The 24,743-nt window shown below is 48.5% G+C and carries 20 protein-coding genes and 3 tRNA genes; all 23 read right to left on the reverse strand.

The features are described 5' to 3' along the window. Window positions 1–15: 15 nt before the first annotated feature. Window positions 16–372 (reverse strand): Hpt domain-containing protein, encoded by a 357-nt coding sequence (locus DFR60_RS12250; protein ID WP_110323148.1) that lies wholly within the window; start codon window positions 370–372, stop codon window positions 16–18. A 212-nt stretch (window positions 373–584) separates the two neighbouring features. Next, entirely contained in the window at window positions 585–4,502 is a 3,918-nt protein-coding gene (locus DFR60_RS12255; protein WP_278321384.1) for a carboxypeptidase regulatory-like domain-containing protein, read from the reverse strand. Between the two features lie 33 nt (window positions 4,503–4,535). Continuing rightward, entirely contained in the window at window positions 4,536–6,365 is a 1,830-nt protein-coding gene (locus tag DFR60_RS30895; RefSeq protein ID WP_243005059.1) for a right-handed parallel beta-helix repeat-containing protein, read from the reverse strand. Window positions 6,366–6,419: 54 nt separating this feature from the next. Beyond that, window positions 6,420–7,271 carry a carbohydrate ABC transporter permease gene (locus DFR60_RS12260; protein WP_110323149.1) on the reverse strand — a complete coding sequence of 284 codons (852 nt, stop codon included), beginning with the start codon at window positions 7,269–7,271 and terminating at the stop codon, window positions 6,420–6,422. Between the two features lie 3 nt (window positions 7,272–7,274). Further along, window positions 7,275–8,168, reverse strand: a complete 894-nt coding sequence (locus tag DFR60_RS12265) for a carbohydrate ABC transporter permease (RefSeq protein ID WP_243005060.1) — start codon at window positions 8,166–8,168, stop codon at window positions 7,275–7,277. 102 nt (window positions 8,169–8,270) lie between these two features. Then, window positions 8,271–9,656, reverse strand: coding sequence for an ABC transporter substrate-binding protein (locus tag DFR60_RS12270; RefSeq protein WP_243005061.1), 1,386 nt, complete (start codon window positions 9,654–9,656; stop codon window positions 8,271–8,273). Window positions 9,657–9,821: 165 nt separating this feature from the next. After that, window positions 9,822–11,330, reverse strand: a complete 1,509-nt coding sequence (locus DFR60_RS12275) for a response regulator transcription factor (RefSeq protein ID WP_110323152.1) — start codon at window positions 11,328–11,330, stop codon at window positions 9,822–9,824. A 2-nt stretch (window positions 11,331–11,332) separates the two neighbouring features. Further along, complete coding sequence (locus DFR60_RS12280; RefSeq protein ID WP_110323153.1) at window positions 11,333–13,087, reverse strand: sensor histidine kinase; 1,755 nt, start codon at window positions 13,085–13,087, stop codon at window positions 11,333–11,335. Then, window positions 13,050–15,116, reverse strand: coding sequence for a glycosyl hydrolase 115 family protein (locus tag DFR60_RS12285; protein ID WP_341457945.1), 2,067 nt, complete (start codon window positions 15,114–15,116; stop codon window positions 13,050–13,052). Before DFR60_RS12285 ends, DFR60_RS12280 begins: the two co-directional genes overlap by 38 nt. A gap of 183 nt (window positions 15,117–15,299) precedes the next feature. Then, window positions 15,300–15,566: a 30S ribosomal protein S18 gene (gene rpsR, locus DFR60_RS12290; protein WP_002602079.1), complete on the reverse strand. Its 267-nt coding sequence runs from the start codon at window positions 15,564–15,566 to the stop codon at window positions 15,300–15,302. A gap of 45 nt (window positions 15,567–15,611) precedes the next feature. Next, the gene (locus DFR60_RS12295; protein ID WP_006771650.1) at window positions 15,612–16,064 is read right to left on the reverse strand and encodes a single-stranded DNA-binding protein; all 453 of its coding nucleotides are present in this window, start codon (window positions 16,062–16,064) and stop codon (window positions 15,612–15,614) included. Between the two features lie 22 nt (window positions 16,065–16,086). Continuing rightward, complete coding sequence (rpsF, locus tag DFR60_RS12300; protein WP_002602081.1) at window positions 16,087–16,374, reverse strand: 30S ribosomal protein S6; 288 nt, start codon at window positions 16,372–16,374, stop codon at window positions 16,087–16,089. A gap of 153 nt (window positions 16,375–16,527) precedes the next feature. Further along, window positions 16,528–16,725, reverse strand: coding sequence for a DUF951 domain-containing protein (locus DFR60_RS12305; RefSeq protein ID WP_110323155.1), 198 nt, complete (start codon window positions 16,723–16,725; stop codon window positions 16,528–16,530). A gap of 24 nt (window positions 16,726–16,749) precedes the next feature. Then, entirely contained in the window at window positions 16,750–17,739 is a 990-nt protein-coding gene (locus tag DFR60_RS12310; RefSeq protein WP_110323156.1) for an aldo/keto reductase, read from the reverse strand. A 73-nt stretch (window positions 17,740–17,812) separates the two neighbouring features. After that, window positions 17,813–18,544, reverse strand: a complete 732-nt coding sequence (locus tag DFR60_RS12315) for an NAD-dependent protein deacylase (RefSeq protein WP_110323178.1) — start codon at window positions 18,542–18,544, stop codon at window positions 17,813–17,815. Window positions 18,545–18,752: 208 nt separating this feature from the next. Beyond that, the gene (locus DFR60_RS12320) at window positions 18,753–19,391 is read right to left on the reverse strand and encodes a type I phosphoribosyltransferase (protein WP_055657990.1); all 639 of its coding nucleotides are present in this window, start codon (window positions 19,389–19,391) and stop codon (window positions 18,753–18,755) included. A gap of 89 nt (window positions 19,392–19,480) precedes the next feature. Next, complete coding sequence (locus tag DFR60_RS12325; protein WP_110323157.1) at window positions 19,481–20,533, reverse strand: GNAT family N-acetyltransferase; 1,053 nt, start codon at window positions 20,531–20,533, stop codon at window positions 19,481–19,483. After that, window positions 20,530–21,456, reverse strand: a complete 927-nt coding sequence (locus tag DFR60_RS12330; protein WP_110323158.1) for a DUF2156 domain-containing protein — start codon at window positions 21,454–21,456, stop codon at window positions 20,530–20,532. The genes DFR60_RS12325 and DFR60_RS12330 overlap by 4 nt, the downstream gene beginning before the upstream one ends. A gap of 47 nt (window positions 21,457–21,503) precedes the next feature. Further along, window positions 21,504–21,911: a hypothetical protein gene (locus tag DFR60_RS12335; RefSeq protein WP_110323159.1), complete on the reverse strand. Its 408-nt coding sequence runs from the start codon at window positions 21,909–21,911 to the stop codon at window positions 21,504–21,506. 108 nt (window positions 21,912–22,019) lie between these two features. After that, window positions 22,020–23,912, reverse strand: a complete 1,893-nt coding sequence (locus DFR60_RS12340) for a sensor domain-containing diguanylate cyclase (RefSeq protein ID WP_110323160.1) — start codon at window positions 23,910–23,912, stop codon at window positions 22,020–22,022. Window positions 23,913–24,151: 239 nt separating this feature from the next. Continuing rightward, a tRNA-Cys gene (locus DFR60_RS12345) sits at window positions 24,152–24,222 on the reverse strand. A 45-nt stretch (window positions 24,223–24,267) separates the two neighbouring features. Next, window positions 24,268–24,339 (reverse strand) — tRNA-Glu (locus DFR60_RS12350). Between the two features lie 47 nt (window positions 24,340–24,386). Then, window positions 24,387–24,459 (reverse strand) — tRNA-Asn (locus tag DFR60_RS12355). Window positions 24,460–24,743: the final 284 nt, after the last annotated feature.

Below are 24,743 nucleotides of genomic sequence, written 5' to 3' on the forward strand. Positions count from 1 at the left end.
GCGTATCTGGCGCAATTAATCGTTTTTCAGCATTTGAATCGCCTGAATCGTCTGACCGTAATCGTCTTTCACCCGTTCAAAGAGAGGTCCCGCCTCTTCGCTCCAGCCGCCGGCCCGCAGAGACTCGGTCAGCGCGCTGCTGGACTCGGCAAGCCTGGTAATCGACAGATTCAGGCAGATCCCCTTCAGCGTATGGGCCGCTCGGAAAGCCGCCTCATAATCACTCTCCTCCACCGCCTTAACCAGCCCGGCAAAGCTTTCATCACCGGGAAATTTTAGCAAAAAACGTGCGACTCTTTCTTCATTCGCCAGACGGCGAAGAACTTCTTCATAATCGGCGCCTATCGCCTCGTAACATTCCTTTACCGTCATCGAAATATCCTCCTGATCCTGTAACCTTAAGTCTTTCTAACTGTTATGATAAAACGCTTCTCATCATTTGTCAATGAAGGAACCTTCATTCCTCATTTATTTACTGATTTCACAGATAACATCGGAAAAACAAACGTTTTTATAGTAAAACGCGCAGGAAAATAAAAGCTCCCGGGAAGTATCCGCTTCCCGGGAGTCCATGTTCCTATCTCTTAATCAGGGCGCCAGACGCCGTCTTCTCCGATCCGGTATCCGACCGTTACCACAGTGTCTTTAGCCATACTGCCGTCGCTGTTTAAATAATACCAGTTTCCATTCCACTGAACCCATTGGTCTGCGGCCATCGCTCCCCCGCTTTGCAGGAAGTACCACGTTCCCCGGTCCAGTATCCAGGCATCAGCCGCCATGGCGCCATCTGCCCCCAGATAATACCAGTGGTTCTGATCGAGTACCCAGCCGACTGCCATGTATCCCTGATCGCCGAAATAATACCATTTTTCATTGATACGGGCCCAATCCGATTTCACAAAACCGCCGTCCAGTGTCTCAAACCACCAGCCATTCTCATTCTGTTTCCAGCTTCCCTTTACCGTATCGGGCAAAACCGACCGGACCACCGGACTTCCACTGCTGCCATGACTTCCGCCGCCATTATTACTGTTGTTACCGCCTCCGTTGTCATTGCCGCCATCGTCATTGTCGCCGTTGTCATCATCTCCGGAGCCGTCGTCCTCCGCCTTTACTGTAACGGTAAATTTTGCTGTTTTTCCTTTATAGGATACCGTAATTGTTTTAATTCCAACCGCCGCTGAATCGAATCCGGCCAGTTCATACTCCGTGACGGCGGCCTTCGTTCCGTCTTCATAGACAGCGGTAACTACCAACCCGGAAGCGTCAAACACCTCATGAATCCGGTACTCTGTTTTTTTCGGCTGAACCGTAATTTCGATTCCGGTTAAATTAGCCTCTTTGGGATTGGCAATTACAAACGTACTGAAGCTTCTCACGAAAAAGTGCAGGAAGCCGCCGCTGATCTCCGGATCAATCACTTCAATACTGCCATCATCCAATACGTGATAGATGATGAGATCTGCCTTATCGATCCCCTCCGGGATCTTTAAGGTCATATAAAGCGGAATATCCGGCTGAAGTTCTTCTCCATTCACCAGAAGCTTGATTTCCATCGCCGCCGCTGCTTTGGTCTCCGGGATGTCTTCCGGAAGCTTCGTTCCCGTAATTCGGGGAACGATCGTAAGATTCCCCTGGCCAAGCGGAGCATTCAGCAGCGCTCCGGCCACCTCCGCACCTTCCGTCAGCTTCGAATCGCCCTCGACTCGTATCGTGATACCGGGATATGCATTTTTAAGCAGTGCTTCGAGCTCTCCCATACGGTCCGCCATATCTTTTGTCAGAACCGTATGTTCCGCTCCCATTACATCAAGGAACACTTCCTTAGCCCCATCGACTGCTGCAGCCTTCTCCTCTTCCGTCACATAGGCCACATTCTCTTTGTTTAATATCTCCCTGGCCCCAGCCACGGACTGCTCCAGAACCGCGTTCTTTAATATATCTTCACGGTTTGTTACCGTAACCGTCACATCAGTCGTAAACGTCCTGTCTTCTCCGTCTTTATCCGTTCCCTCATGACTGACTGATATCTTTCTGGTTCCGGTTTTGGTCAGCTCATCTGTATCATAATCATAATCTGTAATGGTTTCTTTATAATAGACGGCGTTGCTCCCGCTGGCCTTCATGGTCCGTTTTACTACCATCCCCTCCGGATTAAATACACTTCCCGTCTCATAGACCGTCTTCTTCGGCTGCTTTGTCACCGTAATTCCCGTCTCGTAATATTCCAGTTCCTCATCGTAGACGGTTACCGCCACGCTGTCCTCCAGATACCGCTCCTCTCCCTCGCTGTCGGTCCAGGTATAGCGTATTGCCACCTTCGTGTCACCTGGCTCTGTAAAATCACCGATGGCGTCGTATTCCCCATCATCCAGTATTCTGACCTCCGCCGGCGCTGCATTGCTCGCCGTGGCTTTCATGAGAAGGCGCACTTCCATGCCATCCGGCTGGAACGCTTCTCCGGTTCCATATACAGTCTGTTCCGGCTGTTTCACCACCTTAATGCTCTGAGGTTCCATGGTATCCCAGTCGTAAACGGTAATATCAAAGGCGGCTTCCAGCGTCATGCCGTCTTCCGTCACATAAGAAACCGTTACAGGAACGGTTCCTGTCTCCGACGTATCCGGCATATTTACCGCAAACTCGACCGCGTCAAGCCCGCGTACCCGCTCTCCTTCACAATAGGCCCCGACCGTCAGTCCTTCGAAATCAGGTTCTTCCCCTCTCTCGTAGACAGTTTTTACAGGCAGCGTATCAATCTTGATACCGTCAATTACACAGTTTCTCGTAACAGTGACAGTATAATCCGCAAAGCTGGTTCCGTCTGCCGATGCGACTCCGATCTCTATGACATTAACACCTGGCTTTAACGGAATCACCGGATCCGTCACGTACTGGTTATTAACCTTGATTGTCACCTCATTGCTCGCCTGAACCGTCTCATACTGCAGTGTCACACGGCGCACGTCTGACGGCACGTCTCCTTCGTATTCCATAGTATTAAAATCAAATTCAGGAGTTAAAGTGACGCCCTCCATGGCAAGACTCGTTAAATAGGCCAGTCCGGATACATCCTCTTTCAACAGATTCAGCTGATAACTCTCCTCTGTCTCCCCATCCTCGGCCAGAACGGTTATGCGGAGCGAATCACCAGACCCGGATACCGGCACGGTAACCGCACCCTTTGTGGCATCCTGGTCTCCAACCATAATCTTTCTGGCGAAAATGCTGCTGGCAGTCGGCTGTACCTTCACCTCACTGCTGCCGAAAGGGATTTCCAGCTCATAAATATTGCCGCCCTTCCACTCCGCCTCTTTTCCATCCACGCGGATTCCTGAGATACCCGCGTCATCGTAATCCATGGCAGGCCCGGTACAAACCTTAAAATAATCGATCAGTAAGTCTCCAACATTTGTTCCACTGGAGAAAAACTCGAACCGGTCAATATTTTTTCCCTGTGTCCGGAGTGGCTGATCGGCCAGCTTCGGAACATTCATGTCGTTTACATAAAAATCAAAGGTGTTGGTATCCAGGTTAATGACATTCCTGATAATATCCCATTCGTTCTTTGTATACCCCTGAACATTTACCGTGCTCGAAGAGCCCTTCTTATTATGGGTAATAATATTTCCTTTCGAAAGGGCGAAGGTGCCGATTGCATTGGAACTGCCCGTCGGATCTCCCGTTTTGAAATCCGCTTTGTTAAAGGAATACATACCAAACTGATTGGCAGATGCAGACTCCATTGTCCGCTTCACTCTTGCCTCCACCGTAATAATTCCGCTTAGATCATACTCCTTCTTTGTATAAGCATAGAGGCTGTAGGTGCCGGTTTTCGCCATCTCCAGATACTTGTTTCCATTCGCCTCCGCCTTAATCTGCAAAGATGCCTTAGACGCGTCCGCAGCGGAGATATCGGAAACCTTCCATACATCGTTTCCGCTGCTGCTGTTTGTAAACGCGCCCGTATCATATTGATCAAATAAGTCTGCAATGAGGTACGTCGTTTTTCCGACCTCCTTGGAAAGAATCAGATTCACTTCCGCAGCGGCGGCTGGCATTACATTAACCTCTTCTGCGGTCGCTGTCGTGTACCCCTCTTTCGAAGCAGTCACCACATATCCGGTTCCTATTTTCACATCCGTCATCTCATAGCAGCCGTCGTTTCCGGTTTTGGCAGTAAATACCAGGTCTCCCAGCGATGCGGTTACGGTCACGCCCTGCAGCGGCCCGGACGAATTTGATACACAGCCCTTCATACTGCCCACGTCTGACAGACTCTCTCCCAGCTTCAGCTGTACTCTCGTCACCGCCTTCTCTTCCACTGTGATATCCGGTGTCTCTCCGTCCAGATAAATCTCTTTGGATATCACCGCCGTATACGATCCCGGCTTCACACCCGCTATGGCAAAGAATCCCTGCTCATCCGTCACTGTGGTGTAATCCGTATTCTTTAACTTTACTGCGGCTCCCTTCATGATATTTCCGTAAGGGTCTTCCACGTATCCGTTTAAGATTCCGCTGCCCGCTTCCCCCTAATACTCGAAGATTCCCATATCCGGTTCCCCGTTAAACAGGGAAGCTCCGGCGAAATCTCTTCCCGGATTTGCAGAAATAGACAGAAGCGGATCATCTTCCACCTGGGTTCCTGCATTCAGAAGAGGCGATTCCGGTTTCAGTCGCAGCTTTAGAAGCTCCACTCCCACATCATCTCCGTCTCCCGTCAGTCCGCCTTCAAACATCGGATCACCGCATACCGCACGGGTCTCCTGCTCCGGCGCCTGTACTCCCTTTCCATAATAGCAGTTGCTGTCATAGGAGGTAGAAGCCCCCTCACCGATTCCGACGCTGGTTGTAGTCTTTGCAGTATTGTAGAAAATATTATTGTTGATGTAGTGCATGTTTCCTGATTTATTTAAATAAACACCATTGCCCCCTGATGACTCGATAAACGGCAGATTAGACTTCTCAATTGTATTATAGAGGATGTTGTTGTAGACATAATTAACACCCTTATCCCCATGTGGATTGATATACCGTTTCTGTGCATCCTTAACTACATTGTAGCGGACCACGGATGTTCCAAAGATAAAACCGCAGAGAAGTATCCCATCTCCCGTGTCGTGGATGTAGTTATACTGGATCAGGATATTGGTGGACGCCTTATCGGGATCTATGGCATTGGAATCCGCACCCCCGGCTTTTACCCTGGTCTTGTAAACTTCATTCCTCTGTACGGTCACATCATCCGCATAATACATCTCTATACCGCACGTACCGGCTTCCTTGGAGATATTTCCCTCCACAACGGCACCCTGCACGCTGGTCAGATAAATGGTATTGCAGGCATAGTCAGAATTTTCCTGGCTCAAATAGTTGTCGCGTATGGTGACGTTCGTATGCGGCTTCCAGTTTTCACAGTAATAATTATCTGCGGCATTGCCCTTCCCCTCTTCTCTCGACGCCCAGTGTTCTCCGCCGGTATCGGCGCCCTTCCACTGCTTTACAATAATGCCGCCAAAGGAATTGTTATTGACTACGTTCCGCTCAACCGTAATATCGTGAAAAACCGTCGGCTGGTCTGTAGCCGGTTCCAACACCTCGAACAGGATTCCGCCCGTTCGCTTCGACTTATCCCATCCCTGTTTCCCCAGAATTCCCGGCTTTCCATTGTTGTCACCGCTGATCCAGGCACATACGCCGGTCACGTCATGAACGTATAAATCGTGCAAATAGTAATTGTATAAGTCGCCTCCGTCCTGACCGGCAATGCGGATGCCCCTGACATCCTTTAACTTATTTCCATTCTGGTCGTTCATGGCGCCGGTGAATCCGGCTGCCGTATTGGTAATCTCCAGATCTGAAAGCTCCCAGTACTGCTGATTATAGAGCGATACCACTTCGGGAACCGCCGCATTTCCGGTCAGCTTCGGTTTCTCCCCATCCCCATAGGCGCCGATGACGATCGGATTTCCCTCCTCACCGGACCCCTTCGGGGAAAGCGTCTCCTCTTCCCATACGCTTCCGGCCTTCAGCAATATCCGGTCTCCCGGCTGAAAGGTTCTGTTATTCACCATTTCAAGGCTCTTCCACGGCTTATCTTCCGAGGTTCCCTCATTTTCATCATTTCCGGCCTCAGAGTCGAGATAATAGGAAATACCTGCTCCCGCTTCTTCTCCATAGTCCCTGGATACAAGAGCCTTTCCTCCTGTGACCAGGCGTTCACCATAAGCCTTCATCTCCCTGTTTCCCGCCAGATCCACGATCTCACTGCCATCGTATGCAGCCATCTTTCCTGCCGCTGCTGCCGGAACCGGGAACAGCGTGCTGAATACCACGGCTCCCGATACTATACATGCTGTCATTCTGGTCTTCCATCGTGATAAGCTGTACAATTTGTTATCCCCCTTTTATTTTATTTATCCCTTAATCCCATCCATGGCAATCCCATCCACCAGATACCTTTGGAAAATAATAAAGAACACCACGATTGGAATCAGTGAAACCACTGACATTGCAAACAAACCGCCATAGTTGTTGTATGAGTTCGGATCCAGATACATATTGAGCGCAAGCGGAATCGTATATTTCGTCGACGAGCTCATGAAGATCAGCGGCTGAAAGAAATCCTGCCAGATCCAGTAAAATGCAAAAATAGAAGAGGTGATAATGGCCGGCCGCACAATCGGAATCAACACCCTGACGAGAGTCTGAATCTTACCGCATCCATCGATTTCCGCCGCCTCGTCCAGCTCTTTCGGAATCCCCTGGAAGAACTGAACCATCAGGAAGATAAAAAACGCTCCTCCGAAGCACCACGGCAGGATCAGGGCCACCCGCGTATCGATTAAATGGATTTTCTTCAAAATGATATACTGCGGAACCACCATAACCTGTGCCGGTATCATCATGGTCATCATCACACATCCGAACCAGAAATTAGAGAACCGGAATTTCAGTCTGGAAAATGTATAGGCCGCCAGCAGGGAGGAGAGCACGCATGTGATGGTCCCCACAACCGTCACCACCATGGAATTCATGAAAAACGTGCTGAAAGCCACGCCGCCGATTCCCGCAAATCCGCTGGCATAGTTCTTCGCCGCGTCCCAGACTTCAGGGAGCAGGGAATATGTATTGGTAAACATTGTTTCGTTGCTCTTAAAGGAGCTGGCCAGCAGCCACAGGAGCGGGTATATCATAAAGAACCCCAGTATACACGCCCCGGTGTGAAAAATCACTGAACTCAACTGTCTTTTTCTCTTCATTCCCATGATTTATTCCCTCCCGGCTTCATAGTAAACCCAGTTTTTCTGAGTCTTAAACAGGATTACGGTAAATACGGAGACAATCGCCACCAGCACCCACGCCAGCGCACAGCTGTATCCCATATCAAAATACGTAAACGCACGGCGGTACAGGTACAGGACGTACGATAAGGTGCTGTCTAACGGTCCGCCATCCGTGATGACGTAGCTCTCCGTAAACACGCGGAAACCGTTGATGATCTGAAGAATCAGATTGAAGAAAATGGTCGGCGTCAGCATCGGAATCGTAATCTTCCAGAAGGTCACGAAGCCGTTCGCGCCGTCCACCTTTGCCGATTCATAGAGTGAGCCCGGAATCTGCTTCAGTGCGGATAAAAAGATCAGCATGGAAGAGCCAAACTGCCAGACGCCCATAAGAATAATAACGTACAGCGCCGTCTTCGGATTACCTATGAGGGATGTCTTCTGCGCGATGCCAAAGACACCCAGCAGCGTCATGATAACGCCCTTATTACCGAAAATCTGTTTCCATACCACGGACACTGCGATGCTGCCGCCGATGATGGATGGAATATAGTAAAGCGTCCGGTAGAGCCCCAGTCCCTTGTGCTTCTTGTTTAACAGCATTGCCACAAACAGCGCAAACGCCAGACGCAGAGGCACTAAGAGCAATACGTATAAAAAGGTCACTTTTAACGCCTTATAAAAGGTCTTATCCTGTGTAAACGCCCGCACATAATTGGCGGCCCCGATAAACTGCGGATCGTTCAGAAGATTGAAATCCGTAAAGGAGTAGTAGATGGAGATACACATGGGAATCAGCCACATCCCGATGAAGCCCACCAGCCAGGGGGCAAGCAGCAGATACGCCACTTTATTGTCTTTATATCTTTTCTTTATCAAAGTAGTCACCTCAGTCTTTTAAAAAGGGACTGTCACAATGTCTTGTGCAATCCCTTTGTCTTCATTTCCTGAAACGTGTCTGAATATGTTTTCTTCCACGCCTTAGTTATTTCTCACCAGTATGGCATTTGCTTCCTCACGGAAGGTCTTAGCGGCCTCTTCCGCCGAAACCTGACCGTAGAATGCGCTGTAAGCCGCGTTCTTAAAGGCTTCGTTGATCTCGGACATACCGATCGGGTCCGGAGCAGGCGTCTCGCCGCAGATATCGGCAGTGATATCTAAATAGTTGAACATTTCTTCCTGCTGCGGATTTAATTTGCCGGTGGATTTCATGTGTTCTCTGACTGCGGATGATGCCGGAGTTCCTCTTTCCCCCATCATAATGTCGTTGGCTTCCTCGGAGTTTACGAACCAGTTGATGAACTCAGCCGCCTCTTTTTTATGCGCTGATGTTTCGGAAATGGTCAGGAACATACCTGGTTTATTCCAGAGGCCTTTATACTGGCCATCATCGGATAATGGAAGGGAGGTGATTTTCAGCTTATCATTCACGGAAGATACTTTGTTGGCATAGTTATTCCATTCCGTAATGGTAGCGCCTTCACCCGTCACCACCGGGCCTGCTTCCTGCCCCAGTGTCTGGATTGCCGCATACTCGTCCGGATTCGGAACCGCGCCTGCTGCCATCAGCTCCGACCACATATTTAAATAGTCAATACAAACCTGGTCGTCATCGTAACCGAGGGATTTCTGATCATCGCTGAATAAAGATGCGCCATGCTGTCTTACCCAATAATTAAACAGGTTGGTATCATCCACAGGGCCGGTCGCTGAACCCAGCTTTCCTGTCTTATCTTTCACGGTCTTACATAAGTCAATAAAGTCACTCCAGGTCCAATCCATGGAAGGAACCGCCACACCGGCCTCCTCCAGCACTAAAGGATTATATCCCATTGCGAGAAGGGAACTGGAATACACGAGTCCGACTGTCTTTCCGCCGATCTCACCGGACTTCATCAGGTTTTCATCAATACTGGAGGTATCGATGGTGCCGTCTTCTATATATGGCGTCAGATCCGCGATGGAGCTGTTCTTTGCATAGGTACTGATATAGAGATAGTCCATCTGAACGATATCCGGCATGGCTCCTGCGGCCGCCTGAGTCGCCAGCTTGTCAAAGTATCCGTCCCAGCCGGAGGGAACCGCTTCGAATTTTACATTCGGGTGAAGCTCCGTATACTTATCCAGAAGCTGCTGTGTCAGTTCGTGCCTCGTCTGCCCGCCCCACCAGGTAAACTTAAGTGTTACATCTTCACCATTAGAGGAAGCTGCTGCGGTCGTGCCGCCAGTAGATGTGCCTCCTGTGGTTGCGGCCTGCGTCGTATCAGCCGCACTTCCTTTCGTCTTATCCGAGCTTTTGCATCCCGTTGCCGACAGTACCATCATTCCAGCGAGCCCCAGCGCCAGTAAACGTTTCATTTTTCTCATAACCATTTCTCCTTTATCTCTATTTTTAACTCTCAAAGTTTCGGTGCACACCTTGTTTATGCTGTTATTCTACATGATTTGAAACAAATAAAAAATGGAAAAAGCCGTCATCCCAATTGAAAAAAGCCGACTTTCTCCCATGCGGAAAAGCCGGTTTTTTTCAAATTACGCCTGTTTTTGTATATAATCCTTGTAGTCGGAAGGGGACATTCCCACCAATTTTCGGAAGGTCTTGGAAAAATACTGGCCATCCGCCGGGTACCCCACTTCCTCCGCAATCTGAGAAAGCTTGATCTCCGGAAAATACCAGATCAGCCGTTTCGCCAGTTCAATTCTGACATTTAAAAGATAAGAAGAATACTTCTGTTTCATGCACTTGGAAAAGACACGCCCGAAATAATCCTGATTCATGTACAGTACTTCCTTCGTCAGCCACTGGATGCTCAGTTCCTGGCTGCTGATGTTCTGATAGATTCCCAGCAGAATATCGCGTATGCGCCGCTCTTCCTTATCTCCGCCCGGATGAAGCCCCTGCTTCTCACTGATATAGTCGGCCAGAAGCTTCAAAAGCTCCCTGTCGTCCTCCTCCTTCACCCACCGTTCATTGTCCTCATCCTCATAGAGCATGTCAAGCACATACAGGATGGCCGCTTCCTTTCTCCCGGCCAGATCGCCTCTGAGCCGCATCTTTACGAATCCCAGATACAGCTCAAACAGGATGGCGTCATAGGATTTCGCAGCCCTCAAAGCCCGGTAGTTAATCAGCATCAATTCCTCCCTGTTGATATCCTTATAAAATCCATGCCACAAAGCGTCCGTGTCCGCGTCGATCTTTCCCATCTTTAAGAGCCCCGAGACCTCCTCATAGAGGCCGTGTATCTGCTCCCAGCTTCCGCGGCTGGAAACCGCTGTCTGAAGCGGGCTGGAATCAAACTTCTCATACTCCTTTTTCACCTTCACTATGACGGGCTGAATCTCATCAAATACACGCCCATCCAGCAGAAGCAGCACATCGTTGCGGATAGACGTCACCAGAAGCACGTGACTGCTTCCCAGCAGCTCCGTGATAATGTTCGTCACCACAAACTGTTCCAGATAGTCAAACCATTTTTCCTTATGAAACGCCAGAAGAAAAACCTCTCTCCGGAAGATCCCGCAGTCCCCCAGATACGCCTCGAAGTCCTTATGGATATCTTCCCGGTTCAGCAGCACATTGCGGAACATCTGCTCCCTGGCTCTCGGAGCCAGCCGCTTGACCTGGGTCCGCATATCGTCCTCTTTCCTCTTCTTCTCTTCCCGGACCTTAAGCTCCTCCGTCACTTTGCCAATCACTTCCACGATCTTCGCCTCATCACAGGGCTTCAGTATATAGTGGCGCACGCCCAGCTCCATGGCTCTGCTGGTATACTCATACTCTCCGTAGCCGGAAAGCACAATGAATACAATATCCGGAAAATCCTCCCTCGTCTTCCGGATCAGCTCAATTCCATTCATGACAGGCATCTTAATATCCGTAATTACGATATCCGGCATCTGATTCTGGATCTCCTCATATCCCTCGACACCGTTCCATGCGGTTCCCGCCAGACTTATCCCGTACTTTTCCCACTGGATAAAATCTGCCATTCCCTCTCTCTCCACATCCTCATCGTCCACGATCAGAAGCTTATACACGTCTATTTCCCTCCATATTTCGGAATTTCAATCCTCACAACGGTTCCCTTTCCGGGCTGGCTGGTTATCTCAAATACTGCGTCAGAAAAGATCAGGTTCAGCCGTTCCCTGATATTTTTAAGTCCGATCCCATTTCCCTTTGGCACCATGGTGAAATTCCTGACGGTTTCCAGTTCTTCCTCCGTCATACCCGGCCCGTCATCCTCCACCTCCAGGGTCATGGTCTGCGCCTCTTCATTTTCCTTTACCCGCACCAGAATCCTGCATTTATTTAAGGAATTGTCCACGCCATGGTTGATCGAATTCTCCACCAGCGGCTGCAGAATCATCCGCGGCACGTGATACGCCTCCAAATCACCCTCTGCCTCCACGAGAAACTCAGCCCTTCTCCGGTACCGGACCTTCTGAATATCAATATAATGCCTTGCCAGCTCCAACTCCTCCAAAACCGTAGCCAGCTGTTCCTTCCTAAATGCCGCCCGCAGCAAATCTCCCAGCGAGATCAGCATCTCAGACGCCTCCTCATTCTTCCCCGACCGTATCATCCAGTTAATGGAATTTAAAGTATTATAAAGGAAATGAGGATTAATCTGCGCCTGAAGCGCCCGGTACTGCGTATCCTTCAGCAATATCTGCTTCTCATAGTTTTCATGAATCAGGACCATGATCTTATCCAGCATGATCCGGAACTCCTGGGTCAGGATTCCTGCCTCGTCGCCGCGCTTCTCTCCCTCCAGATACTCCTTGGCCTTCTGAAACTCACCCGCTTCCACGATCTGAATCGAATCCGTCAATCTGTTAAGCGGTCTGGTAATGGCCGTGGAAAGCCGTTTCAGGATCAGCATCGCCGCCACAAACAGCACGAGAAATCCGCCGATCAGACAGTAACGGACCATGGTGTTCATAAAATAAATGGAGCTGTACGGAAACATGTTTACATACGTCCATCCCGTCTCCGCCGATGTAAGCTGACAGAGAAAATACTTTCTCCCCTCCAGATTTATGATCTCATAATCGCTCTCCGGCAGCACCTGCCTGATTTTCTCATACAGACCGTCCTCGCTCTGATAGATCAGGCCGGAGTCGCTGGTCACACACAGGCTGGAAACATCAGTTTTCAGCTGATTTAAATGCTTCTCGATCAAGACCCGGATATCCGATACAAAGATCAGACTTCCCAGATAGTCAAGGCTGGCATCGATGTGTTTGCGTATATCCCTGCCGGAGACGAGATAGGGAAATTCCTCCGTAGGATTCTCATAAACGTAGGCCCCCTTCGCCTTATCAAATTTTTCCAGCAGGCTGTCGTAAATCCCCACCGGCAGTTCCACATACCGTTTCCCCACCTCATATCTCGTCAGAAATTTATCCGTATAGATAAATTCCGACACCAGCTCCGCAGACAGCGCCTCCGTGGTCAGCCGGCTTCGCAGCTTCGACATCTGAAACGAGTATTCTGCCTTGTTCTTTGCACTTTTTATGACCGACAGCTGATTTTGAATCTCGTAATCCATCGCCAGGTCGAAGGACAGCTCTTCCACCTTTTTCAGCTCTCCGTCCACCCGCTCTGTAAAGAAATTCAGTTCCTCCAGCGACTTCTGGTAAAGCTGGCCGTCATAGATACTCAAGGTAACCTGCATGGCAAGCAGCGTGATACCGCACAGAATTCCGAATATGGCCGCATAGACCACCATCATCTTTCTGGCAAGGCTGGTATTCCTAAACCGTTCCACCCACTGATCCCAACGCTTTCTCATCACTTTCCCGCTCCTTCATCGCCTGGTAAAGTTCCTGATCCGTCATATGGTTCTCCATGTTAGTGATGAGAACCACCCGCTTATCTTCCTTCGAATAGGTAACCTCCCTCTGCCACTCATAGAAATGAGGGCCGTCCCCTAAATTCCTGATATATCCCATCAGCCGTCTCAGACAGTACGCAGTCTCCTTGACATCGCAGAGACAGTCATTTTCGTAAAAGCCCTTCCATTTTCCGTGTTCCCGTGCTCTCATGGACCGGTCCGCCGCCTCATACCAGTCCGCCGCCCTGCCGAACAGATAAAACGCCCGCAGATACTGTTTACCGGCATACGCCTCATAACCGTCACAGAAGGACACAGCGCCTCTCAGACAGTACGTATGTAGTTTTACCTGCAAGAGAAGAGAATCCTCCAAAAGAGAACCCGCCTGCTCCGCCATCCGGCTGCATGCTTCCAGAAGCGGTTCAAATGCATTTCTCCCATTTACAACCGTTTCCCGGTACAGTTCCATCTGTTCTTCCAGACTCTCTCCCGGGGCAAACCAGTTAAGCTCCGGCTCCGGTCTCTGTCCTCCATCCGCCATGATGCGGCAGACAAAATCCCTCGTTACGTAATTATAAAACTGGTCGCCCGCCCGCTCGTCCTCCTCTTTTCCATACGGAACCGTACACTTAAAATACGCTTCAAAGAGATCCGGGAGAGACGCCAAAAGCTCCTTCCCGTCAATCCGCTGTCCATAGGCATAGTAAGACTCCATATAACGCCTCCTGTGTTCCGCTGCGGTGAGCGAATTTCCTCTCCACAGATTCCCAATAAAGTCCAGAGGATACACATGGGGCTTTACATTAGAACAGTTGACAACCCATAGGCTCTTTATTCCACAATCATACGCTATTTTCAATTCTTTTTCCACAAATTCCATAGAATTTGGCAGCATGGTAATATGATTCGCCGCCTGCAGGTCGTAAAAAGAGACGTGATAATACGTTCCATGGTTCCCATCCCTTAATTCTGCGGGAGGCAGCGCCGGCACTCTGGGATTGTGGTTCCCCTGTCTTCTCGATACCATTTTCCCGTAACCATTATCGGCCCAGATGGTAATCACATCCTCCGGCAGAGTCAGAAGGCCCTGCTGATACAGTTCCATCGTTTCCCCATAGAGATTCGTACAGAATACAGGATTCTTCACATGCTTCTTTACCAGCTCGTACTGACGCACCATCAGACTGCTGATTAAATCCCCCCGCTTCTTCGGGGTATCATACTGCGGATCATCATCCCAGAAAGGCCGGTCTCCCTGACCCCGGAATCCGATATTCCAGATAACACGGTAATCCTTCTGCCTCCGGATTCCCTCCTCCCACAGGCTGTAAAAGAGCTCCGGATATTCCGCAAAGGAGGGGGTCTTATCCGGATAAACCCGTGCAAACATCTCAGCTCCCAGCGGTTCCGCGTGATGATGAGTAATCCAGAGCCCCATATCGGCCGCCAGTCCCATATAAATCTTGGAATTCGCATCAGTACCCGGTATTACTAAATTTCCTCCGAGCCGCAAAAGCGCCTCAAATGCCATCTCCCACGGATACTCCCTGCTCACTCCGCCATCCCAGCGGCTGATCAGCACCTCATCGTTCAGAAACCAGCCTCTGTATTTCACCGGATATGGAGACGACTGGATCGTTCCCACCGGGACCTCCACATACTTCCGCTTTTCGAATTTCTGATCATTCCAGAACCATAACGGCAGAATCCCCATGTACGCCTCGCTCAAATGCAGCAGCGCATACACAAATCCCAGTTCATCCCCCGCGCAGACTACCAGCCGTTTTTCCTCAACCAGTATCCTGTACTGTTCCGGATCCATGGATTCCTCGCAGAGCCTGATCCCGCCCCCATAAACAGAATCCCCTTCAATCACCAGATCCAGATCCCGGTAAAACCGCTCCACCGCTCGTCTCACTGGAACTCTGTCCTTCATCGTTCCGATGTCTACCGTAACGCTTTTATCCAATAAAAATGTTCCCATCATATCCTCCTTTACCCTGAAAAATTCTATTGTATCTCCACTCCATTATAGGAAAATACACGATGGGCGTAAATGGAAAAAAACCGTAAACACACTTGGAAATTTCCGACTTTTCTGCAAAACAAAAAATGAGACCCCATAATTTCTTACGGAATCTCATTCGCAAAATCCTTATAAAATAAGGGTTTATTCCATTGTGTAAGGCATAAGAGCGATGTGTCTTGCTCTCTTGATTGCAACGGTAAGTGCTCTCTGATGCTTTGCACAGTTACCTGTAATACGTCTCGGAAGAATTTTTCCTCTTTCAGAGACATATCTTTTTAATTTATTTACATCTTTATAATCGATGGTGCCGTTCTTCTCACCACAGAATACACATACTTTTTTTCTTCTGCGCATGCCGCCTCTTCTGAACTTGGCGCCATCAGCTTTATCATTCTTATTATATGCCATTGGTACTACCTCCTGTTAGATTTTGTTGTTTCTATCCCTGCAAGTTTAGTTGAATGGAAGTCCTTCGTCTTCGACTCCATCCGGGATATTCATAAATCCATCACCGATTGCGGAAGACGGTGCCGGTCTGGATGTTGGCTGATAGCCGCCGCCCTCACCGGAAGCCGCGCCCTTGCTGTCGGCGAATTCCTGATCGTCTACAATGATATCGGTCGTGTAAACTTTGATACCGTCCTTATTCGTGTAACTGCCAGTCTGGATCCTTCCGGAAATCAACACTCTCATGCCCTGGCGGAAATACTTCTCGGCAAACTCACCTGCTCTGTCAAATGCGACACAGTTGATGAAATCTGCGGTCTGCTCGTTGCCGTCCTGGTTTCTGCGGCCTCTTCTGTCAACAGCAAGAGTATATCTTGCGATGGCCATGGCGCGCTCGCCCTGGGAATATCTTACTTCTGGATCACGGGTCAATCTACCCATCAGGATTACTCTGTTCATACGATCACACTTTCTTTATCTATTATGCCTCTTGTCTTACGCATAAATATCTGATAACTGGTTCCATAATACGAATGCGTGATTCTAACTCATTCGGTGTTGTGGAATCGCCATCAAACTGGATGAAGTAGTAGAATCCCTCTTTCATCTTCTGAATTTCGTAAGCTAATCTCTTCTTACCCCATTCGTCGATGTTGGTTACAGTACCGCCAAAACGAGTGATATAATTTGTAATCTTCTCGATGGCTGCTGCTCTCTCCTCATCTTCGAGCTTTACGTTAAGAACAACGGCTAACTCATACTTGTTCATGCTTGTTTACCTCCTTGTGGTCTCTGGCCCCTGCTTTCAGTTTCAGGAGCAAGGAATTTAATGTGTCACGGATTAATATTTTATCAGAAATTGGCAGGAAAAGCAAGTACTTTTTCCCGTTTTCCTACGATTTTACGACATTTCCGGAGCTTCTTACCGTTTTTCCGCCCCATCCGCTCCCTTCAGCCCTCTGACGTTCTTCTCCACCAGCTTTCTGGGAACCATAATCATGTGGCCGCAGCCCATACATTTCAAACGAAAGTCCGCGCCGACCCGCAAAATTTCCCATTCACTGCTGCCGCAGGGATGCTGTTTCTTCAGTTTTACAATGTCTCCGACTTCAAAATTCATCTCGTTCTCCCGTTATCAGTATCCTTATTTTAAGATCTCGTCAATCGCCTTTAACTCATCTGCCGAAAACTCCAGATGATCGAGACACTGAACGCTGTTCTCCAGCTGTCTCACACTGCTGGCCCCGATCAGTACGGAAGTCACAGCCTTCTCCCGAAGCACCCATGCCAGCGCCATCTGGGCCAGCGACTGATTCCTGCTCACCGCGATCTCATTCAGCCTGCGGATCTGATCCAGCTTCTCCTCTGATAAATAGCGGTCATTAATCGTAGTTCCCACTCTGGAAGCTCTTGACCCCTGCGGGATACCATTTAAATACTTATCGGTCAATGCGCCCTGCGCCAGAGGACTGTAGCAGATACAGCCCACGCCGTGCTCCCACATAGCTTTAAACAATCCGTCTTCCGGGGTTCTCTCGAACATATTGTAGCGCGGCTGCTCGATGAGACAGTGTACGCCCATATCCTTTAACATAAGGACCGCTTTCTCTGCCTCCTGCTTCGAATAGTTGGACAGGCCCACGTACAGCGCCTTGCCCTGTCTCACAATGTCCCCCAGCGTTCCCATCGTCTCCTCCAGCGGTGTCTCCGGATCCGGTCTGTGGTGATAGAAAATATCCACATACTCCAGCCCCATCCGCTTTAAGCTCTGATCGAGACTGGCCATTAAATACTTCCTGGATCCCCAGTTTCCGTACGGTCCCGGCCACATATCGTATCCGGCCTTTGTGGAAATAATCATCTCATCCCGATAGGTTCCCAGACCGCGTCTTAAAATCTCTCCAAAATTCTCTTCCGCTTTTCCAGGCGCCGGAAATCCATAGTTATTCGCCAGATCAAAATGCGTCACACCCAAATCAAACGCCCTGCAAAGAATCGCTTCCTGATCCTCAATCGGCTTTTCCAAACCGAAATTCTGCCATAACCCGAGTGAAACCCTTGGAAGTTTTACTCCGCTTCTTCCACAGCGCTTATAGTCCATCTTCTCATATCTGTCTTCTGCTGCCTGATACATAGTTTTACGCTCCTTTATTCTGTCATATTTTATCTGTTTTCTGCATTGCTTACATTTAGATTTGCAACCCCATTTACACGCCCGCCGCGTCTCCCAGCACCTCTCCCAGCTGCCCGCTGATCACCAGATCAGCACGGCCGTCCATAGGGGTAACCGTCTTATTAATCAGAACCATCCGTTTTCCTCTATAATAATCGATCAGTCCCGCGGCTGGATAAACCGTAAGCGATGTGCCTCCAACGATCAGCATGTCCGCCCTGGTGATATATGCTACCGACCGGCTAAGCACCTCCTGATCCAGACTCTCCTCATAGAGCACCACATCCGGTTTAATTGTCCCTCCGCAGCTGCACCGCGGAATTCCATCCGGTTCGTCCATATTTAAAATGTCTTCCAGACTGTAAAACTTTCCGCACCGGGTACAGTAATTCCTGTGTACCGATCCATGAAGCTCGAGGACTTCCTTACTGCCCGCTGCCTGATGAAGACCGTCAATATTCTGAGTGATAACAGCCTTTAACTTTCCTTCCGCCTCCAGCTTTGCCAAAGCCAGGTGTGCCCGGTTCGGCTCTGCTTCCGGAAACAGCATTCTGTTTTTATAAAACCGGTAAAATTCCTGGGGATTCTGCCTGTAAAAGCTGTGGCTGATAATCGTCTCCGGCGGATACTGATACTGCTGGTGATACAGCCCGTCCACGCCTCTGAAATCCGGAATCCCGCTCTCCGTAGACATACCGGCTCCACCAAAAAATACGATCCGGCTGCTCTCCGAGATCCACTGCTTCAACTGTTCCTGTGCTTCCATCTCTTCCGTTCTCCCTCCCGTCCTGTAAATCAGGGCCGCCACTGCACTCTGCCATGCAATTCCGGTCCGGTACTGGAACTCAGACGGGGTGCCGCAGACTGGATTCTTCCAAATCCGCCTGCGGCACCCCGGATCGTTTCAAAGTATACTTCCTATCAGTGGTGAATACCGATTTTTTTCCGCCTGCACTGCTATTCAGCTTGTTTTATTAAAGCTTCGAATATCCGTAACCGTTTACAAGGGCATCCAGCTTGATTCCCTTCTTGCAGTATGGGCATTCCCGGAAATCATACGTCTGATAATCAGGAATATCACGCTCCCTGAATACAGAGTTCACAGGCATCCCATCCAGTTCCCCGATCGCACTGAAGATGGCCGATATTCCCTGGAGTTTTCCTCCATAATACTGAATACACTCGACTCCCTTGTTGATCGTCTTTCCCGTTGTCACGGAAGCCATCAGAAGAATCACATTCTTACCGGTTATCATGGGCTGAATATTGTCACGGAAAATCATCTGGCTGTTACTGTTGTACTCCGGAGTCACAACGTAAATTGTCTGATGCGCATTCCTTGACATAACTCCTGCCTTTGTCAGTTCCTCCGCCAGATAGGCGCCTACCACATCCATGCCATCCAGGCATACGATGGTATCCACAAACGTGTTATACAGGTAAAGTCCCACTAAATCACGGGCGACCTCCTGTGCCTCACTAACACGTGTCTTCAGCGTTGTCATATCAATGTAGTAGTTGATATGAGAATGGTTGGTTGCGAAATGTCCCGGCACAACCTTGAGCGGTACGTTACATCCTGGAGCCTGAAGCTTGATATATCTGTTTTCCATAGAAACCTCCCCTGCTGCTGTTTTCTTTATTATACTACAGAAACAGGACTTGTTACAAGGAAAATCTATTAGTTTTGCACAACGCGGTACTAAACTACCTCATCGAAATAAACACCGTTTAACGGCCTGATTCTTTCCGCCATACTCCGGCGGTTTTCCGGCATCTGCGGCATTTTGTATCCGAAGAGCCAGGCTGTCATCTCCGCAATTCCCAGCGACAGATGCGGCTTCACAAGAGTCCCCTCCGTCATCCGAGTCACTCTGGAGCCATTCTTATCCAGCTTCCAGCGGAAAATGCCGTCATTCTGGCGTATCTGCCCGTCCGAGACCTCGATCATAAGTTCCATCTCACTAACCTCCGAGTCCTCTTTTAACCGGATCACAGAGACAAACTGCTCCAGATTGATGATTCGTCCCATCATAAGAGGCTTTGGCGGGGCGATCTCCTTCACATAGTCCGGATGCACCAGAAGCTCCCTCTGTTCCATCTCTCCGCCACCATAATAGGCGGAAATACCGGCCAGCCGCTCCCTCTCATCCCTCGTTCTCAAGAGTACCAGATCGCCGTCGGCACTTCTCACCTCCCGGCACAGAGACCGGTAATACTCCTCGTCACGCATCGTATAGACCTCATAATGCTTTTCGAGGCATTTGCCCGCAAATCTGGCCGCCTCCTCGCATTCCTCCGTCCGCTGTTCCATGAGGGCCCGTCCGCTCAGACGCATCATGCCCTTTTCACTCAAAGTAAGCTGCGGCTGATCAAAGATATAGGTAAACTCAAACGGCAGATAAATAGCCGGATCCACCGGATGCAGAAAGCAAAATCCCATCTTTTCCATATACATATCGGCAAATATCCTGGACAGCAGGCGGCTCATATACCCCTGGTGACGCCATGCCGCCGCGGTAGCCACCCCGGCGATATAGTCGATCCTCCAGATGCGGTCCTTAACCACCACATCAAACGGATTCCGGTGGAGCATGGCCACGATCTCATTGTCCTCCTCCGCCACGAGAATCTTGTTCCGGCGGGTCTTCTCCGCATAGTAAAAATCCACGAATGACTGGGAATCTTCCACAAAGATCTCTTCCCACAGCTTCCGGCTTCTGCTTTTCTCTTCCTGTCTTAAATAATGTATCATCCTTTAAAGTCCTTCTGTTCTATGCTGTATTTTCTGGCAAAGTCAATGGGATTATAGGACATCTTCGCTCTGCGCAGGCCTTCCATTCCCACGTCGTCCTCCCGGTTGACAAGCATCATTTCCTCCGGAAATGCCCTGACCAGAAACTCTCTGTTAATAAACTGGTAAAGTCCATTGATCTCCGGGTTGGCCTTCTCAATGTGAATTACCGCCATTTTTTCAAATTCATTATAGCTTCCTATCGTAAATGCTTCCAGCTTACCATCGATATAGACGCCGGCCATCCGGACGCATAACTGGGAACAGTTCTTCAAGATATCGTGAATTCCGTTCACCTCATAATCCAGCTGTGTACCGAACTCCGCGGCCTCCACCTTGTTTTCCCACCATCTGTCCAGGAACTCCCACACATCGTCCCGGTCAGAACAGCATAAAGTCCGGTACTCATACCGCCCTTCATACTCCCTCAAAAATGCATTCAGATGATTCTTTTTCTTATGCAGCTTCTTGCCGGCCAATGACCGCATGGCTGCAGCATCATACAAATAATCCTTTAAATCTTCCTGCTCCTTCACCTCAAACTTCTCAGGATCCAGTTTTAAATAGTTCACACCGTCCTCATCCGCCAGATAAATCCGAAATGGCTTTTTTAACACGGTATTAAAATATTCCACCATCTCATAAAAGTAATGGGACAGCTCCTCTTCCTTGCACATCGGCATGGCGCTGAAAGTAATGCCATCCTTTTCCATCAAAAACTGTACTGCTTTCTCATCGCTGATCGCGCATTGGATATGGTAAAAATCCCTCCAGATAAAACTGTCCAGAAACACACTGTCACACGTCTTATTGGGCCGCAGTGCGAAAAACGGCGTCACTCTCTCGATATCCTTTGCCTCTACCGGCTTAAACTGTAGATTCATAATAATTCCCTTCTGCATTAATATTGTCTTTCGTCTTATAATCTGATTTAACTCTTCTTAACAAAATCCGTATTGCACTTCGGACAGTGAATGCTGATTTTCCCTTTTCCTCTGGGAATCCGGATCTTCTGTCCGCAACTCGGACATTTATAGATATGGTATTCCTTCTTTTCCCGAATTCTAAACTTAAATTTGCGAAACTTTTCCATCACAGAATAGCGAAGTCCTTCAAACACCTGCTCTTCCTTATACCTTTTCCCGATATTCCTCGAAAACATCCGAAAATAGCAGAGAATCAGACACGCAAACGCCAGAATATCCACCCATGGTTTCCTTATAAAAATTCCAAGCAGCAGAAAGAAAAGTGAAACACCGATCAAAAACTGTCCCAGGCGATCCGCTCCATAGCGGCCCACCATAAATCCTGCAAACTTTTCCCTCCATTTATTCATCATATACTTAAACGCCTCTTTTCCTCATAATGACTTAACTATAATGAAGTCCCTGCAAAAAGTCAATCTCGTCAATTGATGTTTCACAATCTTTTTAGATTTTCCTGGGTATCACGCTATTGTATACCCATTTTTCCCCTTCTGTTTCGTCTGATAAAGCGCCGCATCCGCATTCTCATACAGCGTATCAAAATCATTTCCATCAATAGGGGCAATAGAAACTCCAATACTTGCGGACATCTCCCAGCTCTTCCCGCCTTCTGTGCATGTAACCCTCAGTGCATTCGACAGCTCCTTCGCCTTATCCTCAACCCATTCAGAGTCAGGCGCCGGAATAAACGCTGCGAATTCATCTCCGCCCACTCTTCCCAGCACATCATTTACCCGGAAATGCTTTCTGATGATAGAAGTAAACTCTCTGATACAGTAATCTCCAAATGCATGCCCGCACGAATCATTAGCCTGCTTAAAATTATCGATATCAAACAGAAAGAAGGCATAGACCCCATCCGCCGGTTTGGATAACAGAGCGGTAATTTCCCTTCCCGTTTCCATCTTTGTTAAGAAACCAGTCATCTCATCAAAAGAGGCACGAATTTCCTTTTCCTTCTCTGCATTAATATTTTTCCGGTACGTGAACATATGGATACATTCATCTTCCTGAGAAAAGAAGATATAAGCATCGATCCGCATCCAAAAATACCGGCTCCCATCCTGAGTAATCTTGAAATCATATCTTAAATGATTATTCCCCATTTCATACTGTCGGATAACATTTTCCGGAGTAAATGTGGAGACGTATCCCTCCCGGTACTCCTCCTTAATCTGTTTTTCCGCAATCACTATAAGTCCCTGGTCATAAGGCAGATCCCCCGCGCCCAGACTGCCAAAATACTGTTCTGTTAGTTTATTTGCATATCTGTTTTTCGTTATATTCAGTTCGTAGATATTATCATACAGCTGCTCTGTAGCCCTCTTAAACGCATCCTGCCGTTCTTCCATCAGCTGAGTAATCTGCCTGTTGAAATTGCGGAGCACCGTTGTTATTACTACCAGGACTGTAATAATAATCGCTATAATAATAACCCCTGTCTGGTACAGCCGATCTCTTATCTCACTTACGATAGCGCCGTTATTCTGTTCCACTACCAGATGCCATGACAGTTCTGGAATATATCTTGAAACCACATAGCTCCTTCCCTGGCCGCCCACCGCCGTATCCGACCATAGTTCCAGATTGGCAGAATCCTCCTTCCAGCCCAGCACCTGACTGCGGATACTCTCCTGCTCAAACGTCTGAAACCAGTCGATCCTGCTGTATCCCGTATGTTCAGAAGAGATCTCAATCACACCGTTCTCATCGATCAGACATGCATTCAAATGATATTTTTCTTCATAGCTCTTCAAAAACTCTTTTAAATAACTCACCCGCATACCGACTCCCACCACACCCAGGAAATCACGATCAGACCCATAGATCTTACAGTTTACAAACACCGTTATTGCATTGTCCGCTCCGTTTACCTCATCATTATCCACGTTCATGGAGTACTCAAGATCATCGTTCAGCATATCAAAATACCATATGTTCTCCGGGTCTCCCTCCGTCAGTATTCTGTCAATCCCATTGAAATTATAATAGCGGTTCGTCAGGGCCGATACCAGAAAGACTGAATCAAAGTCATACTTCTCCCGATAAGTCTCCAAATAATTCTTGATCGTCCATGCATACTGCTCGTCCTCTAAATGAGCTTCCTCGCCCTCCAAATGGGCCGCCAGAAGGCTGTCATGGGCCATGGTAAGGGAAATATTAACAGGCCTTGTAAACAGGGCTGCAAGCTGATAATAAATGCCCTCCGTCGTCAGAGAAGCCACCTGTTCGATGTTATTAAGCGAAGCCTCATAATTTGCCTGATAACTAAAAAACGCCGTCACCAGAAAACCACATACCAGGATCACACTGACCAGCAAATTTGTCTTTAAAAGCTCCCGATTCTTTTCCAAAACGAGCCTCCTTTATTTTTTTAATCCTGTATTGTTTTATTTTTAATACTTGTCTTATTTTTAACACTTACTTTTTTGACACTATAAATCTGGATTTTAGTATATCACATAATGCGTTGTCTAAATAGTTACCACTCCTGCCTCTTACAAAAATGGCCCTGTTCTTACTTAATTCAATTCAGATACGTCATCTGCAGACACAAAAAAATCCTGGAAAGTGAATTCCAGGATTCTTTGAGAGGCGACAACCAGATTTGAACTGGTGATCAGGGTGTTGCAGACCCACGCCTTACCACTTGGCTATGTCGCCGTAGATATTGTAAAAAGTTGAAGTTCTAATGAATTTCAACTTAAGTGACCCCAACGAGATTCGAACTCGTGTTACCGCCGTGAAAGGGCGATGTCTTAACCGCTTGACCATGGGGCCTAAGCTTTGCATTTCGTTCTCCTCATTTACCTTTTGAGTATCACGAACTCCCCGAGTAGGACTTGAACCTACGACAGCGCGGTTAACAGCCGCGTGCTCTACCGACTGAGCTATCGAGGATTATTATACCATGAGGTATCCTCTATTTCAAGGCATATACCCTCAAAACCACACATTGTACATATCTTTCATCCGTTCTTATTTCCTCTGCCATTTCTGACAGCCAAAACACTAAGTTCGTGAACAACCTCACTAAGTGTTTTGACATGCCTCGCACTAAACTCGAAACTACCTCGTTAAGTGCTCTGGCAACCTAAACCAACTTGGTTAAGCCCTCGACCTATTAGTGACAGTCAGCTACACATGTTGCCATGCTTCCACCTCTGCCCTATCTACCTCGTCGT

The sequence above is a fragment of the Hungatella effluvii genome (genome assembly GCF_003201875.1).
GTDB lineage: Bacteria > Bacillota > Clostridia > Lachnospirales > Lachnospiraceae > Hungatella > Hungatella effluvii.